Origin of the sequence: Serratia inhibens, from assembly GCF_003591175.1 — a bacterium.
Classification (GTDB): domain Bacteria; phylum Pseudomonadota; class Gammaproteobacteria; order Enterobacterales; family Enterobacteriaceae; genus Serratia; species Serratia inhibens.
On the sequence record NZ_QYYG01000001.1, the window covers coordinates 1,773,374 to 1,791,139 of the forward strand.

15 protein-coding genes are annotated in these 17,766 nt (G+C 55.9%); 8 read left to right on the forward strand and 7 right to left on the reverse strand.

Annotated features, from left to right (window positions below; genetic code table 11):
• The first annotated feature begins 136 nt into the window (after nt 1-136).
• The 4 genes from kdpB (at nt 137) to kdpE (ending at nt 6,270) form a co-directional block, all read left to right on the forward strand.
• Nucleotides 137-2,206, forward strand: a complete 2,070-nt coding sequence (kdpB, locus tag D4100_RS08440; RefSeq protein WP_006319977.1) for a potassium-transporting ATPase subunit KdpB — start codon at nt 137-139, stop codon at nt 2,204-2,206.
• 19 nt (nt 2,207-2,225) lie between these two features.
• Nucleotides 2,226-2,795: a potassium-transporting ATPase subunit KdpC gene (gene kdpC / locus D4100_RS08445; RefSeq protein WP_006319975.1), complete on the forward strand. Its 570-nt coding sequence runs from the start codon at nt 2,226-2,228 to the stop codon at nt 2,793-2,795.
• 73 nt (nt 2,796-2,868) lie between these two features.
• The gene (gene kdpD, locus D4100_RS08450) at nt 2,869-5,562 is read left to right on the forward strand and encodes a two-component system sensor histidine kinase KdpD (protein WP_119804023.1); all 2,694 of its coding nucleotides are present in this window, start codon (nt 2,869-2,871) and stop codon (nt 5,560-5,562) included.
• An 18-nt stretch (nt 5,563-5,580) separates the two neighbouring features.
• The gene (gene kdpE / locus D4100_RS08455) at nt 5,581-6,270 is read left to right on the forward strand and encodes a two-component system response regulator KdpE (protein WP_006319970.1); all 690 of its coding nucleotides are present in this window, start codon (nt 5,581-5,583) and stop codon (nt 6,268-6,270) included.
• A gap of 51 nt (nt 6,271-6,321) precedes the next feature.
• Here kdpE and D4100_RS08460 read toward each other — a convergent pair whose 3' ends face one another.
• The 6 genes from D4100_RS08460 to seqA all read right to left on the reverse strand — a co-directional run bounded on the left by D4100_RS08460 (nt 6,322) and on the right by seqA (nt 13,353).
• Nucleotides 6,322-7,419 carry a 3-oxoacyl-[acyl-carrier-protein] synthase III C-terminal domain-containing protein gene (locus tag D4100_RS08460; protein WP_006319968.1) on the reverse strand — a complete coding sequence of 366 codons (1,098 nt, stop codon included), beginning with the start codon at nt 7,417-7,419 and terminating at the stop codon, nt 6,322-6,324.
• A gap of 7 nt (nt 7,420-7,426) precedes the next feature.
• Nucleotides 7,427-9,607, reverse strand: coding sequence for a methylmalonyl-CoA mutase (gene scpA, locus D4100_RS08465; RefSeq protein ID WP_244941648.1), 2,181 nt, complete (start codon nt 9,605-9,607; stop codon nt 7,427-7,429).
• Nucleotides 9,608-9,955: 348 nt separating this feature from the next.
• Nucleotides 9,956-10,255, reverse strand: a complete 300-nt coding sequence (locus D4100_RS08470) for a DUF3861 domain-containing protein (protein ID WP_006319964.1) — start codon at nt 10,253-10,255, stop codon at nt 9,956-9,958.
• Nucleotides 10,255-10,905, reverse strand: a complete 651-nt coding sequence (locus tag D4100_RS08475) for a PadR family transcriptional regulator (RefSeq protein ID WP_119804025.1) — start codon at nt 10,903-10,905, stop codon at nt 10,255-10,257. Before D4100_RS08475 ends, D4100_RS08470 begins: the two co-directional genes overlap by 1 nt.
• Before the next feature lie 187 nt (nt 10,906-11,092).
• Entirely contained in the window at nt 11,093-12,736 is a 1,644-nt protein-coding gene (gene pgm, locus D4100_RS08480; protein WP_006319960.1) for a phosphoglucomutase (alpha-D-glucose-1,6-bisphosphate-dependent), read from the reverse strand.
• Nucleotides 12,737-12,813: 77 nt separating this feature from the next.
• Nucleotides 12,814-13,353 carry a replication initiation negative regulator SeqA gene (gene seqA, locus D4100_RS08485; RefSeq protein WP_006319958.1) on the reverse strand — a complete coding sequence of 180 codons (540 nt, stop codon included), beginning with the start codon at nt 13,351-13,353 and terminating at the stop codon, nt 12,814-12,816.
• A gap of 284 nt (nt 13,354-13,637) precedes the next feature.
• Here seqA and ybfF point away from each other — a divergent pair, with 284 nt between their 5' ends.
• From ybfF to fur, 4 genes are all read left to right on the forward strand, one after another.
• Nucleotides 13,638-14,411: an esterase gene (ybfF, locus tag D4100_RS08490; protein ID WP_081304000.1), complete on the forward strand. Its 774-nt coding sequence runs from the start codon at nt 13,638-13,640 to the stop codon at nt 14,409-14,411.
• Nucleotides 14,412-14,667: 256 nt separating this feature from the next.
• The gene (ybfE, locus tag D4100_RS08495) at nt 14,668-14,955 is read left to right on the forward strand and encodes a LexA regulated protein (RefSeq protein ID WP_004949692.1); all 288 of its coding nucleotides are present in this window, start codon (nt 14,668-14,670) and stop codon (nt 14,953-14,955) included.
• Nucleotides 14,956-15,184: 229 nt separating this feature from the next.
• Nucleotides 15,185-15,724: a flavodoxin FldA gene (gene fldA / locus D4100_RS08500; RefSeq protein WP_006319940.1), complete on the forward strand. Its 540-nt coding sequence runs from the start codon at nt 15,185-15,187 to the stop codon at nt 15,722-15,724.
• Between the two features lie 322 nt (nt 15,725-16,046).
• Nucleotides 16,047-16,493 (forward strand): ferric iron uptake transcriptional regulator, encoded by a 447-nt coding sequence (gene fur, locus D4100_RS08505; protein ID WP_004949689.1) that lies wholly within the window; start codon nt 16,047-16,049, stop codon nt 16,491-16,493.
• 192 nt (nt 16,494-16,685) lie between these two features.
• Here fur and D4100_RS08510 read toward each other — a convergent pair whose 3' ends face one another.
• Nucleotides 16,686-17,666 (reverse strand): hypothetical protein, encoded by a 981-nt coding sequence (locus D4100_RS08510; protein ID WP_119804027.1) that lies wholly within the window; start codon nt 17,664-17,666, stop codon nt 16,686-16,688.
• Between the last annotated feature and the right edge of the window lie 100 nt (nt 17,667-17,766).

The following is a 17,766-nucleotide window of genomic DNA, read 5'->3' on the forward strand; positions in this document are numbered from 1 at the left end:
TCGAGCCGCAGCGTTGTTACCTGCACTCACTCACCCCAGTTACTTACTCAAGTAAGCGCCTGGGGATGAGCGAGCTGGTCGCCTAGCTGCAACTCGAAATCCATAGGGAATGGAATAAAGAGAGAGAGAATAAAAGATGACTCGCAAACAACGCGCACTGTTTGAACCGGCATTGGTCCGCACCGCGCTGATCGATGCGGTGAAAAAGCTGGATCCGCGCACCCAATGGCGTAACCCGGTCATGTTCGTGGTGTATATCGGCAGTATTCTGACCACCATCATCTGGCTGGCGATCCTGGCGAAACAAACCGACGGCAGCGCCGCCTTTACCGGCAGCATCGCCCTGTGGCTGTGGTTCACCGTGCTGTTCGCCAACTTTGCCGAAGCGCTGGCCGAGGGGCGCAGCAAGGCACAGGCAGAAAGCCTGAGGGGCACCAAAAAAACCAGTTGGGCGAAGAAATTGGCCGGGCCAAATCGCGAGGGCGCTACCGAAAAAGTGTCCGCCGAAAGCCTGCGCAAAGGTGACGTGGTGCTGGTGGAAGCCGGCGATACCATCCCCTGCGACGGCGAGGTGCTGGAAGGCGGCGCGTCGGTGGACGAAAGCGCCATTACCGGCGAATCCGCACCGGTGATCCGCGAGTCCGGCGGCGACTTCTCGTCGGTGACCGGCGGCACCCGCGTGCTGTCCGACTGGCTGGTGGTGCAGTGCAGCGTCAACCCGGGCGAAACCTTCCTCGATCGGATGATCGCCATGGTGGAAGGCGCCAAACGGCGTAAAACCCCGAACGAGGTGGCGCTGACCATTCTGCTGGTGGCGCTGACTATCGTGTTCGTGCTGGCGACCGCTACGCTGTTCCCGTTCTCGCAGTACAGCGTCGACGCGGCCAAAGGCGGCTCGGTAGTCACCATCACCGTGTTGGTGGCGCTGTTGGTCTGCCTGATCCCAACGACTATCGGTGGCCTGCTGTCTGCCATCGGCGTGGCGGGGATGAGCCGGATGCTGGGCGCTAACGTGATAGCCACCAGCGGCCGTGCGGTGGAAGCTGCCGGCGACGTCGACGTGCTGTTGCTGGACAAAACCGGCACCATCACGCTGGGTAACCGTCAGGCCTCCGAGTTTCTGCCTGCTCCCGGCGTGAAGGAACAGGATCTGGCCGATGCGGCGCAGTTGTCTTCCCTGGCCGATGAAACGCCGGAAGGCCGCAGTATAGTGGTGTTGGCCAAACAGCGCTTTAACCTGCGCGAACGCGACCTGCAGGCGCTGAACGCCACCTTCGTGCCCTTCTCCGCCCAGACGCGCATGAGCGGCGTCAACGTGCAGGACCGCATGATCCGTAAAGGGGCGGTGGATGCCATTCGCCGTCACGTGGAATCCAATCAGGGCCACTTCCCGCAGGCGGTGGACGATCTGGTGGCTAGCGTCGCGCGCACCGGCGGCACGCCGCTGGTGGTGGCCGAAGGACCACGGGTGCTGGGCGTGGTGGCGCTGAAAGATATCGTCAAGGGCGGCATTAAAGAGCGCTTCGCCGAGCTGCGTAAAATGGGCATCAAAACGGTGATGATCACCGGCGATAACCCGTTGACCGCTGCGGCGATCGCCGCCGAGGCCGGGGTGGATGACTTCCTGTCGGAAGCTACGCCGGAAGCCAAACTGGCCTTAATCCGCCAGTACCAGGCGGAAGGCAGACTGGTGGCGATGACCGGCGACGGCACCAACGATGCGCCGGCGCTGGCGCAGGCCGACGTGGCGGTGGCGATGAACTCGGGCACCCAGGCCGCCAAAGAGGCGGGCAACATGGTCGATCTGGACTCCAACCCGACCAAACTGATTGAAGTGGTGCATATCGGTAAACAGATGCTGATGACGCGCGGTTCTCTGACCACCTTCAGTATCGCCAACGACGTGGCGAAGTATTTCGCCATTATCCCGGCGGCGTTCGCTGCAACCTATCCGCAGTTGAACGCGCTGAACGTGATGCACCTGCACTCCCCCGCTTCCGCCATTATGTCTGCGGTCATTTTCAACGCCCTGGTGATCGTGTTCCTGATCCCGCTGGCGCTGAAAGGGGTGAGCTATAAACCCATGAGCGCCGCAGCTCTGCTGCGCCGCAACCTGTGGATGTACGGTGTGGGCGGTCTGCTGGTGCCCTTTGTCGGCATCAAACTGATCGATCTGGTCTTGGTCGCCTTGCATATCGCCGGTTAAGAATTAAGGGGAAATGAACATGTCATATTTACGTCCTTCGCTGGTAATGCTGATTCTGCTGACGTTGATTACCGGCATTGCCTATCCGTTGCTGACTACCGGGCTGTCGCAGTTGCTGTTTTCCGGTGCGGCCAACGGCTCGCTGCTGTATCAGGGCGACAAGGTGGTCGGGTCGGCGCTGATCGGCCAAAACTTTACCAAGCCGGAGTATTTCTGGGGTCGCCCTTCTGCCACCGGTGATTCCGCCTATAATGCCATGGCGTCCGCCGGCAGCAATCTGGCCGCCACCAACCCGGCGCTGGATAAGGCCATCGCCGAACGTGCAGCGCAACTGCGTCAGGCCAATCCGGCGATGAAAGGCCCGATCCCGGTCGATCTGCTGACCGCCTCCGGCAGCGGGCTGGATCCGCAGATTTCCATCGCTGCGGCGCAATATCAACTGGCCAGGGTTGCCGCAGCGCGCCAGCTGCCGCCGGAGCAAATCGCCAAGTTGATTGACGAAAACACCGATCAGGCAACGCCCAACTTTATGGGCGAATCGGTGGTTAACGTGCTGAAATTGAACCTGGCGCTCGACGCATTGCGGTAATACGCCGCATTCAGCATAGTAAGAGGGTTCGGCGTGCCGAACCCATTTTTGCTTTGTTACGCAAGGAATTGTAATGGTCGAAGAAGAACAGCAGCGCCCCGATCCTGACAGCCTGCTGGCGGTAGCCAATGAAAAACCGCGCGGCCGGCTGAAGGTGTTCTTCGGCGCCTGCGCCGGGGTGGGCAAAACTTACGCCATGCTGCAAGAAGCGCAGCGCCTGCGCGGCCAGGGGCTGGACGTGCTGGTCGGCGTAGTCGAAACCCACGGACGCTCCGAAACCGCTGCGCTGCTGACCGGCCTGGACGTGCTGGCGAAAAAGCGTATCCAGTATCGCGGCCGGCTGGTGCAGGAGTTTGACCTCGATGCTGCGCTGGCGCGCCATCCGGCGTTGGTGCTGATGGACGAACTGGCACACAGCAACGCCCAGGGTTCGCGCCACCCGAAACGCTGGCAGGATGTAGAGGAGCTGCTGGACGCCGGTATCGACGTGCTCACCACCGTGAACGTGCAGCATCTGGAAAGCCTGAACGACGTGGTCGGCGGCGTAACCGGAGTGCGGGTGCGGGAGACCGTACCCGACCATGTATTCGACGATGCCACCGAAGTGGTGCTGGTCGATCTTCCGCCGGACGATCTGCGCCAACGGCTAAATGAAGGCAAGGTGTATATCCCCGGCCAGGCCGAGCGCGCCATCGAGCACTTTTTCCGCAAGGGTAACCTGATCGCCCTGCGCGAACTGGCGCTGCGCCGCACTGCCGATCGGGTCGATGACCAAATGCGCGCCTTTCGCGACACCCAGGGTCGAGAGAAAGTGTGGCACACCCGCGACAGCATTTTGCTGTGCGTCGGCCACAACAGCGGCAACGAAAAGCTGGTGCGCATCGCCGCCCGGCTGGCGGCGCGGCTGGGTTGCCACTGGCATGCGGTATATGTGGAAACGCCGAAGCTGCACCGGCTGCCGGAAAACCGACGCCGGGCGATCCTGCGGGCGCTGCGGCTGGCGCAAGAGCTGGGTGCCGAAACCGCCACCCTGTCCGATCCTTCCGAAGAACGTGCGGTGCTACGCTACGCCCGCGAGCATAACCTGGGGAAAATCATTATCGGCCGGCGTGGCGAACAGCGCTGGAAACTGCGCGGCAGCTTCGCCGATCGTCTTGGCCGTCTGGGGCCGGATCTCGATTTGGTGATTGTCGCGCTGGAAAACGACAGCTTCCCGCCCCCCGGCAAAGAGCACGACAACCGTAACTTCACCGAAAAGTGGCGTATGCAATTGCGCGGCTGTGCCGTCGCCGTGGCGCTGTGCGCCCTGATCACCCTGCTTTCGCAATGGCTGCTGCCGGGCTTTGACCAGGCTAACCTGGTGATGGTGTATCTGCTCGGCGTGGCGATCGTCGCGCTGTTCTTCGGCCGCTGGCCGTCGGTGCTGGCGGCGGTGATCAACGTCGCCAGCTTTGACCTGTTTTTCGTTCAACCCCAATGGTCGTTCGCCGTCAGCGATATGCAATATCTGCTGACCTTCGGCGTCATGCTGACCGTCGGCATCACCATAGGGAACCTGACCGCCGGGGTGCGTTACCAGGCCAGGGTCGCACGCTATCGCGAACAGCGAGCCCGCCACCTGTATGAAATCTCGCGCGGCCTGAGCCAGGCGCTGACCCCCGAAGATATCGCCAAGACCAGCCGCCATTTCCTCTCCAGCAGCTTCCAGGCCAAAACCGTGCTGCTGCTGCCGCAGGAGGATGGCAGGCTGCAACAGATGGTCGGCGAGGCCGGCGGGCTGTTGTCGGTGGATGAGGCGATTGCCCGCTGGAGCTTTGACAAGGGCATGCCGGCCGGTGCCGGCACCGACACCCTGCCCGGCGTGCCTTATCAGCTGCTGCCGTTAACCACCTCGAAGCAAACCTTCGGCCTGCTGGCTATCGAACCCAGTAACCTGCGCCAACTGATGGTGCCGGAACAACAGCGGCTGCTGCAAACCTTTACGGTGCTGATCGCCAGCGCGTTGGAGCGGCTGCACCTGGCGCGCAGCGCCCAGGAAGCCAAGCTGGACGCCGAGCGCGAACAGTTGCGCAACTCTCTGCTGGCGGCACTGTCCCACGATTTACGCACCCCGCTGACGGTGCTGTTCGGTCAGGCGGAAATTCTGACGCTCGATCTGGCGGCAGAAGGTTCCAGCCACGCACCGCAAGCCAGCCAGATCCGCCAGCAGGTGCTGAGCACCACCCGGCTGGTGAATAACCTGCTGGATATGGCGCGTATTCAGTCCGGCGGTTTTAACCTGCGTAAAGAGTGGCAATCGCTGGAGGAGATCGTCGGCGCATCGCTGCACATGCTGGAACCCTTGCTGACCCAACACCAGATCAAGGTTGAGCTGCCGCCTGAGCTGGTGCTGGTCAATTGCGACGGCAGCCTGCTGGAACGCGTTTTCACTAACTTGTTGGAAAACGCCAATAAATACGCCGGCATCGATGCTATTATCGGCATTCGCGCCCATACTCTGCCGGAGTGGCTGGAAGTCGAAGTCTGGGATAATGGCCCTGGCATCCCCGAAGGGAAAAAACAGCTGATTTTCGATAAATTCTCTCGCGGCAATAAAGAGTCGGCAATCCCCGGCGTAGGGTTGGGGTTAGCGATTTGCCGTGCCATTATTGAAGTGCACGGTGGCCGCATCTGGGCGGAAAACGGCGCCAACGGCGGTGCCAGTTTCCGTTTTGTTCTGCCGCTGGAAAAACCGCCCGAAATTGACGGCGAGTCCTTTGATCTGTAATCAAACCCTGGGAGCACTGTGAGCAGCACGCCAACCAATATTCTGATTGTCGAAGATGAAAAAGAGATCCGGCGTTTCGTACGCATCGCATTGGAAAGCGAAGGTCTGCGGGTGTTTGAAAGCGAGACGCTGCAACGCGGGTTGATTGAAGCCGGCACGCGTAAACCGGATCTGATTATTCTCGATTTAGGGTTGCCGGACGGCGACGGGCTGAACTATATCCGCGATCTGCGGCAGTGGAGCGCCATTCCGGTGATCGTCCTTTCGGCGCGCAATGCCGAAGAAGACAAAGTCGCCGCACTGGACGCCGGGGCAGATGACTATCTCAGCAAGCCCTTTGGCATCGGCGAGTTGCTGGCGCGGGTACGGGTTGCCTTGCGGCGCCACTCCGGCAACCAGCAGGAGAGCCCGCTGATCAGCTTTTCCGAAATCACTGTCGATCTGATCAACCGCCGGGTGCTGCGCAATGGCGAAGACTTGCACCTGACGCCGATAGAGTTTCGTCTGCTGGCCGAGTTGCTGGCCAACTCCGGCAAAGTGATCACCCAACGTCAGTTGCTGAGCCACGTCTGGGGGCCGAACTACGTCGAACACAGCCACTATCTGCGCATTTATATGGGGCACCTGCGGCAGAAGCTGGAGGCCGACCCGGCGCGGCCGAAACACCTGTTGACCGAGACCGGCGTCGGGTACCGATTTATGCCTTGAGGTTATGGGTGCCGCATGCGATTTAGCGAGCGCCACATGCGGCCTGACAGGTTATTCCACGCCAATGAGAAACGCGCCCCTTTCCGGCCCGGCACCGACCACCAGCACGGCAATATCATCGCCCGAATGGAGTTTTTTCTCTTTCAAATCATCGTGAATAAGTTTTAGCGTACTCGGGATCACCAGGTTGCCATAACGCCGGGCGTGAGTACTGAATTTACCCTGCTCCACCTGCGTCTCATGGCAGTATTGCTCAATATAGCTTTCGACCATATTAGGGCTGGCCTGATGGGTATAGATTCGCGCTACCTCATTGTAATAATTACTATTATATTGAGCCAACCCCAGGTGATTCAATTTCATCCCTTTTGCATAGTAACGTTTGGTTTGATCACCCGCCATCGCATAGCAAGACAGTTCTTCATTACGCTCAACGCCGGGAGGATTCAATCCGCCGCCGCCGGGATAATGAATGAGCGGATCTTCAAACCCCGCTTCATCACCGAAGGACAGTGAGTCCCGACTATAAAGACTGTAGCCTTGCGCATCGTCATGCTGTCTTAATACGATCGCCGCTATACCGTCCGAAAATAACGCCGGCGAAGCCCATAACGAATCGCGCAACGGGTGCGCGCTGTTATAACGGTAAATGGGTGAAACCATGTACAGGCTCGAGACTTCATACGTCACAACCAGGATATTTTTCGCCTGCAAACGGGCGGCTAAAGACAGCGCTCGCCCCATACCGGCGCAGCCGGCAGCCAATTGTAATGGCGGAATGTGATCGGGAATTCCCAGCGCTCGCATCAGGCGAAAAGAGTCGTAATCCAGTTGAACCTCATACGGGGTGCTGCTGGCAACCATCACGACGTCAATATCGTTCGGGCCAAGCCCCGCTGCCTGCATAGCCTCTTGCGCCACATTGACGACATGAGTGAAATCGCGAAATAAATCCGGATCCCAGCTTTTGGACTCCACGGGACCAATAATTTTTTGAATGTCCTTGCCGGTTAAGTATTGCCCCGGTTTTTTCCGGTGTGGAACTTTAAACATTTCCGCCCATTCGTCCATCGATACCACCTGGCCAATCAACGTAGAGATGCCCGCCAGTTTATATTTGAAGGTCTGCCCTTGCTGCTCACCGTTCATATATGCCTCACTTGATTTTTGGAGAGAGAATTGCTGCGGAACTCTGTTGAGAAACCTGCTGGCGTTCAATGTGTTCCAGGATCCGATCGGCGCAGGTCAGTAATGTCGTACCGGGGCCAAAAATATCGGCCACACCGCAATCGAAGAGAAACGGGTAATCGGCCACAGGCAGCACCCCGCCAACGAACACGGTGATCTCCTCTTTACCGGCCGCCGCCAGCGCCGTCATTAATGCAGGAACCAGCGTTTTATGCCCTGCCACCAGCGATGAGACGCCAATAGCATGGCAGTGGCTTGCGCCGGCCTGTTGCACCACTTCCTCCGGGGTCTGGAATAACGCGCCCAGTACAACGTCAAAGCCCATGTCATGCAGACCGGCGGCCACCACCTTTGCCCCCCGATCGTGTCCGTCCTGCCCCATTTTTGCGATCAGCAATTTTGGCCGCTGGCCCAGTCGCCGGGTGAGCGCGCCAATCTGCGCTGTCACTCTTTGCCACTGCGGATCGTGCCTGAGCTCCTCGCCATAAACATGAGTGACAAACTGCGGCTCCGCCTGATAACGCCCCCATACCTGCTCGAGCGCTGCGGTCACCTCACCGACCGTGGCCCGCAGACGCATGGCATCGACTGCCGCAGCCAATAAATTGCCATCACTCCCGGCACAGCGCGTCAATGCCGCCAGCGCATGGGCGACCTGGGTATCGTTGCGTTGCCGGCGCAGTGAGGCCAGCCGGGTTATTTGCTGAGCCCGCACTTTGCTGTTGTCAATAAAACGAACCTCAAGCGGCCGCTCTCCCGGCAACTGATACTTATTGACGCCAACAATCACTTTTCTGCCAGAATCAATCTGCGCCTGGGTAATGGCCGAACAATGTTCAATTTGTCGCTTTACCCAACCGCTTTCCAGAGCGACCAGCATTCCGCCCATGGCACTGATGTCGTTCATGATGTTTCTCGCCCCTTCCGCCATCTCCATCGTCAGCGTTTCCATCATGTAAGAGCCGGCCCAGGGATCGGCCACGTCACAGATGGCGGTCTCCTCCTGCAAAATGAGTTGGGTATTGCGGGCGAGCCTGGCGGAGTTATCGGTTGGCAACCCCATGGCTTCATCGAACGCGTTGGTGTGCAGAGACTGGGTCCCGCCGAAAACGGCGGCCATGGCTTCAATAGTGGTGCGTACCACATTGTTCAGCGGATCTTGTTCCGTCAGCGACCAGCCCGAAGTCTGGCAATGCGTACGCAGCAGCAATGAGTTGGGCTTGGCGGCACCAAATGATTGCATGATTTGGCACCATAGCAGGCGGGCGGCACGCAGCTTGGCGATGTTGGCATAGAACTGCATACCCATGCCGAAAAAGAAACTCAGGCGGCCGGCAAACTCATCGATTTTCAATCCGCGATCCAGAGCCGCCTGAACATAGGCTTTGCCATTAGCCAGCGTCAGCGCCAACTCAAGTACGTCAGGCGCGCCGGCCTCTTGCATGTGGTAACCCGAAATGGACAGCGCGTTGAATTTCGGCATGCGCTCAGCGGCGTAAGCGAGAATATCGGTGACAATACGCATTGAAGGTGCAGGAGGATAAATATAAGTATTACGGACCATGAACTCTTTCAAAATATCATTTTGCAGAGTTCCTTTAAGCTGCTCTGGCGCCACGCCGCTTTCTTCCGCGGCAACAATATAGGCTGCCATCACCGGCAAAACGGCGCCGTTCATCGTCATCGATACCGAAACCTGATCGAGAGGAATACCCTCAAACAGGGCTTTCATATCCTCTGCGGAATCAATGGCGACGCCAGCCTTGCCGACATCGCCTTCTACTCGAGGGTGGTCCGAGTCATACCCACGGTGCGTAGCCAGATCAAAAGCCACGGAAATCCCCTGCATTCCCCCCGCCAGCGCTTTACGGTAAAAAGCATTGGATTCTTGACTGGTAGAAAACCCGGCATATTGTCTTATGGTCCAGGGTTTTACCGTATACATCGTCGCATTCGGCCCACGAATATAAGGCGGCATTCCCGGCAAGGCATCCACGTAGGGAAATGAAGTGATATCCTCACGGCTATAAACCGCTTTTAGCGGAAAGTCATAATGATAGCGGGGACTTTCCTCTACCGGCACATTAGAATAAACCGCGTAATCAAAACCATCGGTTTTTTTATTACTACTAACGTATGTTTTTCTCATCACTCCCCCTTTCGTGATACAGCAGGCGCAGTACGGCTCGGCGTGAATTCATTTTCGAACCCACACCTAAAAGCAATCCTTTGAATATCAAGAAACTTTCTCGCCATCACTATAATGGCGGTAAGGGGAAATGATGCTATTGTTAGCATTTAATTAATTAGGATAATTATTATTTACTGCACTTAATTACTGCAGAAAAACTGATTTTATGGCGTTTTTTTGGTTTTAATAATCTTGAAGGATCTATTAAAGAAAATGGCAACCGCTGACTTTGATAAAATGACCAGAGTTAATGATAGTTGCCATTGTGTTAAACGCAAACCCAGTTCACGGGGTTGTGCGACTCCCCTACGAATGCGGCCCTTTCTTCAACCCCATCATAAATTCCTTGAACGCCTCGCGCAGCGGTGCAAACACCGGATGCTTGCGGTTCTCGATCATCACTTCCGAGAACAGCTTCAAGCCGACGGCAAAGGCCGCACTTTTATCTTCGCCAAAGTTCAGATCTTCACGCGCTTTGATACGCTCAACGATGCCGAGAATGTCGTCGTGGTTTTCCACTTCAAAACTCAACGGCGCTTTATCGACCGGGTCACCCTTGCGATCGCTCAGCGCTTCAACGGTGATACGAAAACGGTGGCCTGGCATCAGTCGTTCTCCTGCGCTGTTGGGCGAATGTTCATTTCGCTTTCGATCGCCGCCACTGCGGTGAGCAACGCCTGATTGATGCGTTCAACCTGCTGGGGCGAGAGATCGGCGCGCATCACGTTACCGCGCAGCAAACTGCGCAGGCGGTTCATGGCTTCGGAAATACCCTCCGCCAGATTGCCGTGATGATGATGGCTGCGGCCGGCCCCGGCCAAACGGGCAAGGATCAGGTCTACGGCGGCCTGGTGTTTTTGCAGTTCACTCTGGCCAAGCGCGGTAATTTGGTAGCTTTTGCGGCCGTTACCGGTGGTGAGCGGCTCAAGGAAGTCCTGCTCTTCCAACAGCGTCAGAGTCGGATAAATAACGCCCGGACTTGGCACGTACAAACCGGAGGAAGCTTCGTCGATCGCCTTGATCAGCTCATAGCCGTGGCTCGGCTTGCGCGCAACCAGCGCCAGCAGCACCAACCGCAAATCGCCATGTTCAAACATGCGGTGACGCCCGCCACGGCCGCCGCGACCACCGCGTCCATGTTCTTCGTCGTGCTCGCCGCCAAAGTGGTGGCGCCCGCCGCGCCGACGATGTTCGTGCCCTTCTTCGCCGTCATGGTGGCAACCGTGCCGGCGGTGTAAACCTAATCGATGGAACATAGGGTTTTGCCTCTCAATGAATAGTCGGTTGACGAGGTGATTTAGATATATCTAACTCACTTCGATATATCTAATCTAGATCGATATATCGAAATACGCAAAGGGTCTTTGTAAATAGATATATCTAAATTGCAGGCATAAAAAAAGCGCTGTAAAAACAGCGCTTTTCATTATGGCGAAGAAGGTATTATTTGGCGGAAGCCAGCACTTCGCTGACGATCTCTACCGCTTCATGCTCGATTTTTTCGCGGTGTTCGGCGCCCAGGAAGCTTTCACAATAGATTTTGTAGGCTTCTTCGGTACCTGAAGGACGCGCAGCAAACCAGCCGTTGTCGGTCATCACTTTCAGGCCGCCGATGGAGGCACCGTTGCCCGGAGCCGCCGTCAGACGAGCGGTGATCGGGTCACCCGCTAACGTGTTGGCCTTGACCATTTCCGGCGACAGCTTGGCCAATGCGGCTTTCTGCGCATGGGTAGCCGGTGCCTGAATACGGTTATAGCTCGGTGCACCGAAACGCTTGGCCAGATCTTCGTAATGATTCTGTGGGTTTTCGCCAGTCACTGCGGTGATTTCCGCCGCCAGCAGGCACATGATGATGCCGTCTTTGTCGGTCGACCACGGGGTGCCATTGAAACGCAGGAACGAAGCCCCGGCGCTCTCTTCGCCGCCAAAACCGAAGCTGCCGTCGAACAGACCGTCAACAAACCATTTGAAACCGACCGGCACTTCCACCAGCTTGCGGCCCAGATCGGCCACCACGCGGTCAATCATCGCGCTGGAAACCAGCGTTTTGCCCACGGCCACATCGGCGCCCCACTGCGGGCGATGCTGGAACAGGTAGTTGATGGCAACGGCCAGATAGTGGTTCGGATTCATCAGACCTTTAGGCGTCACGATACCGTGGCGATCGTAGTCCGGGTCATTGGCGAACGCCAAATCGAACTTGTCGCGCAACGCCAGCAGGCCGGCCATCGCAGATTCCGACGAGCAGTCCATGCGGATAATGCCGTCGTGGTCCAGGTGCATAAAGCGGAAGGTCTGATCGATGGAGTCGTTGACCAGCGTCAGATCCAGCTTGTAATGCTCAGCAATGCGCTGCCAGTAGGCAATACCGGAGCCGCCAAGCGGATCAACGCCCAGCTTCAGGCCGGCACGCTGAATCGCGGGCATATCAACCACGTCCACCAGCCCTTCCACATAAGGTTGCACCAAATCCTGCGCGTGCAGATGACCGCTGTTCCAGGCTTTGTCCAGCGACTGGCGCTGAACGCCTTTCAGCTGCTGCGCCAGCAGTTCGTTGGCGCGCTTTTCAATCACTGAGGTCAGGTTGGTGTCGGCCGGGCCGCCGTTGGTCGGGTTATACTTGATGCCGCCGTCTTCAGGCGGGTTGTGCGAAGGGGTAATGACGATACCGTCGGCCTGCGCCCCGCCGTTGCGGTTGTGGCACAAAATGGCATGAGATACCGCAGGGGTTGGCGTAAAACCGTTATTTTCCTGCACGATCACATCTACGCCGTTGGCGGTCAGGACTTCCAGCACGGAAATAAAGGCCGGCTCCGACAGCGCGTGGGTGTCTTTACCGACGTAACAAGGGCCGGTAACCCCTTGCTGGCGACGCACTTCGGCAATCGCCTGAGCGATAGCGAGGATATGGGCTTCATTGAAGCTGTGGCGCAGGGCGCTGCCGCGATGCCCTGAAGTACCGAACTTCACCGCATGTGCGGCGTTGCCCGCTTCCGGCTGCAGTACATAGTACTGCGACGTCAGCTGGGCCACGTTGATCAAATCGCTTTGCTGAGCCGGCTGCCCGGCACGTGGGTTATTCGCCATCGACATATCTCCCTAATCCCTGTCCGGCAGCCGGGCAATATGTCGCTCACGGCCGCCATGACGGGCTGTTCGCTAAATTAGATAGTGCCGCAAACTTTATCTGTCAGTTCCGCAGGGAACTGCATAGCCTGCATGATGTGTTCAACCATGCTGCGTTTACGACCGGTGTTGGTATTGGTGATCACCCAGTAAGGCGTACCCGGAACGTGCTTTGGCTTGGTATGAGTTCCGTTCGCCAGCAGGGTTTGTTGATCGCCGGCAAAATAGGTGCGGGTGCGGCCATGCAATGCATCGGTAGCTGCGGCAAAGCCCGCCGCATCGAGGGTATACAAGGTCGAAAGTACCAGCATAAAACGATTAACCGCTCTGCTCTGTTCGGCATATTCGTCCGACAGCAACAGTTCGCGCACTGCGCGTACACGATCGCGAGGACGCTGCGCGGCAACGGTTTTTTCCTGCTCGGCACTCTGAGCACTGGCGACAGGCGCGGCGCGCAATGGCTGGCCTGCGGTAAACTTCAACATACGGCGCAAAATATCGGACGCGCTCTCACCAATATGTTGCGTGTGGCTGGCAATATAACGGTAAAGCTCTTCGTCGACTTCAATAGTTTTCATCTTTATCCAGTACTGTTTTTTTCTACTTAGAACCTGAAGCCAGATCCTGCATTCAAGCCATGGGATTATAAGGTTAAAAGCGCAAGGGCGAACACAACTATGTGTCTGCGGGCGGAAAATGCAGACTAATACCTATAGTCGGCGCTGCCAAGCCCGAACCTCGAAAAATCCGCGTCATACCCTCCGGATTTCAAGTTGCCGCTAACCACGCTGCTGCTTGAAAGGCGACGGGCATATTCGTCGTGTGTTTTAATCATGATACCCTAATCTGAATCTCTCTCAGTATGAACTTCGCCATGAAATTACATTATCAACTGCTGGCCACCGAGTCCGCCGCCCTGCCGGTAGTGCTGATCCACGGGCTGTTCGGCAATCTGGATAACCTGGGCGTGCTGGCGCGCGATCTGAATCAACAGCACAGCGTGATTAAAGTCGATCTGCGCAACCACGGCCTTTCGCCGCGTTCTGCGGTAATGACCTATCCCGAGATGGCACAGGACCTGCTGGCCCTGCTCGATGAGTTGCAGTTGGAGAAGGCGATTGTGATCGGCCACTCTATGGGCGGTAAAGCGGCGATGGCGCTGACGGCGATCGCCCCGCAACGGGTTGAAAAGCTGATTGTTATCGACGTGGCGCCGGTGGATTACCGCACTCGCCGCCACGACGAGATTTTTGCCGCCTTAACCGCGGTGAGCGCGGCCGGCATCACCCAACGCCAGCAGGCGGCGGAATTGATGCGCGGCTACCTGCAGGAAGAAGGCGTGATCCAGTTTCTGCTGAAGTCCTTTCATCAAGGCGAGTGGCGCTTTAATCTGCCGGTGCTGATCGACCAATACGAAAACGTCACCGGCTGGCAGGAAGTTCCCGCATGGCCGCACCCGACACTGTTTATCCGCGGCGGCCTGTCACCCTACGTTCAGGACAGCTACCGTGAAGATATCGCGCGCCAGTTCCCGCAGGCGCGAGCGCACGTGGTTGCCGGCACAGGCCACTGGGTTCACGCGGAAAAACCGGAGGCGGTGCTGCGCGCCATCCACCGTTTTCTCGACGAAGCCTGAATAAAAACCACCCACTGGCGAAAAAATGCGCTAAAGATAACGGCTTAGCGCGTTTTCGGCTCAGTTAAACATTGTCGTTGCTCTATCTGCTGGGGTAATATGGCGCGCTATAATTTTGCCGCCCTGCTCAGCGTGTTCAGTAACGTCAGGCTGGGGGTAAATTTGGGTTAGGGTTTATTGGCCCGAAGTGTGTTAACCGAACCGTCCGGAAGCGTATACGCTTTTTGATGCAAACTCCCTTGCAGTACCGCTACCTATGGCAAAAGAACAAACGGATCGCACGACGCTGGATCTGTTCGCAGATGAACGCCGTCCGGGGCGCCCGAAAACCAACCCGCTATCCCGAGATGAACAGCTTAGAATCAATAAGCGTAATCAGCTTCGACGCGATAAAGTCCGTGGCTTACGGCGTGTGGAACTGAAAATCAACGCGGATGCGGTGGACGCCCTGAACAAACTGGCGGAACAGCGCAATATCAGCCGCAGCGAGCTTATTGAGCAAATGCTGCTGGCACAACTGGCGGATGAACAGCCGGAACATTGATCTTTGCAGCCGCACATGCGGCACGGTGTTATGGATGACACCGATCAACACCGTTTTATTCCTCCCGGCATCGCATAAACGCGATAAAACCCTGGGGTAAATCTCTGGCATGATACGCACTTACCGGTAAGAGGCAGATTCTTGCCATGTCATCATTTTAATCGGTGTTATCGCGTTCAACGCTAACATCGTGCAATGCAATTAATTGAATTTAAAGGTTATACGCGATATGGCTAATGTAGGCATTTTCTTTGGCAGCGACACTGGCAATACCGAAAACATTGCCAAGATGATCCAGAAAATTCTTCAGCAGCAGTTTGGCAACGAGGTGTCGGAAATCCGCGACATCGCCAAAAGCAGCAAAGAGGACCTGGAAGCTTTCGACATCCTGCTGTTGGGTATTCCTACCTGGTACTACGGCGAAGCCCAGTGCGATTGGGATGACTTCTTCCCGACGCTGGAAGAAATCGATTTCAACGGCAAGCTGGTTGCGCTGTTCGGTTGTGGCGATCAGGAAGACTACGCGGAATATTTCTGTGATGCGATGGGCACCATCCGCGACATCATTGAGCCACGCGGCGCCGCGATTGTAGGCCACTGGCCGACCAAGGGTTACCACTTTGAAGCATCGAAAGGTTTGGCGGATGACAATTTCTTCATCGGTCTGGCGATTGACGAAGACCGTCAACCGGAATTGACCAACGATCGCGTCGCAGCCTGGGTGAAGCAGATCAGCGAAGAACTGAGCCTGGCCGATATCGTCGGCTAACCCTCAAAGGTTGAACAAAAGCCCTGCAAAGTGCATAGTGTTGCCAGCAGGGCCGTTCATCGGCAGCACGGATTTCTGCAATAGAAGCTACATGTTTGTAACTTCCCACATCGTCAAGGTAGACTGAGATATCGGTTTATCCCATCCATCAAGACGTTGCGTGTGTAACATGCAATTGTGCCATGATATCTTTGTTAACAACCGGCGGTTTCCATTTGGGGCAACCGGCTCTATAATGACACGCAATTAACTCTTTGTGCCGACCGATGCCACAGGCAAAAATGCCTCAACTTGATTAGCATAGTAACAGGACTGAATCCGCATGACTGACAACAACACCGCATTGAAGAAGGCCGGCCTAAAAGTCACGCTTCCGCGACTCAAAATCCTGGAAGTACTGCAAAATCCGGAATGCCATCACGTCAGTGCGGAAGATTTGTACAAAAAACTGATCGATATGGGCGAAGAAATTGGCCTGGCGACAGTTTACCGCGTACTGAACCAGTTTGATGATGCCGGCATTGTAACCCGTCACAATTTCGAAGGCGGCAAGTCCGTGTTCGAATTGACCCAACAGCATCACCACGATCACCTGATTTGCCTGGACTGCGGCAAAGTGATCGAATTCAGCGATGAGTCTATCGAAGTGCGCCAGCGTGATATCGCCAAGCAGCATGGTATCAAGCTCACCAACCACAGCCTGTACCTGTATGGTCACTGTGAAATCGGTGATTGCCGCGAAGACGACACCTTGCACGACAAAAAATAATGCCCTGACCGGCATTGAGAACCGCCTTAAGTAAAGAAAACCCCAAAAGTTGGCACTCCAACAAGTAGGGGTTTTTTACTTTATCTGCTCGGCAGCAACCATGTCAAAGGCATGGAAAAATCTTAAATTCACCGGCTCTTTTAATACCCACCTCGCTTGAAAAACCCCGGTAAATAACTTCTCCCGCTTGAATCAAAGTTCATCATGGTCCTCAATCTTGTCTGTCACTCCCGAAATACCGTAGATTCGCGGGTTGGGAATCGTGATCTCGTTAAATGGGATCCCCAGTACTTCGTTGGGTTTGTAAACGAGCTTGCCCTTGTTTTTTTCGAAGGTCTCGATATCGCTAGCTGACAGATCATAGAGGATCACAACTCCCGTGTTGGGGTTAAGCACCCGAACTATCTCTTGCGCAGTCACAGTAGTCATCGGTGCCCCCATCAACGTCACAAATTGAACGGCACCGTCGCTTACTGGAAACTGGGGATAATCGTAATCAAACACCATCACCTGTTGTGGGATAGGTTGGTTCTTGTTAGGACCATTGCTGATTTTCTGCGTATATTTATTGAGATTGAGCGCGTTGTCGAATCCTGTAATTATATCCCCCTCCACGATACGTCCTTCCCCCCACACATCCAGTAACTCGATGCTGGACGGGGTATTAGGCGATTCTGGCGATAGCGACATGGAATTGTTCGACATACTCACCTTTGCACGCCAGGCGATCTGGCCTGATTGAGTTGCCAAAAGGTAAGTTTTACTGGTATTTACAAGCGCCCTTGCACCTAGCCACCAGTTATTTGTCGATCCACTACTGCCTTGCCCCAAATAGATTGGCAACGTATCCAGCAAACTGCCATTGGGTAGCTTTAATGACAAACTCAAACCAAAATAGAAGTTAAGCTCTTTAGGTGTATTGTCCCCCGATGATGCCGTGACCATCGCATATTTTGTATTACCCACAGTTGACTTAAAACTATTGGCTACCGATTCGGTTTTGTGGCGGCCACATGTGAAAATAATCTTCCACCTGCCATTACCTTCGTTAGAAATAGTCGGTGGGGTATCGTAAGGCTGCCCACTCGAGGCGACTTCGCTATTATCTATGTAACAGATGTTTTTAATCGCGTCACATGTCAGAATGAATTCATTATCATGCTTGGTAGTCATAACATTCTCTTCTGTATGGTGATGTATTCAATATACTGCGGCAGCGAGAATGAATCATCTTGATATTCTCGAGTCATAAAAACGCTGGTGCCGCAGCTGT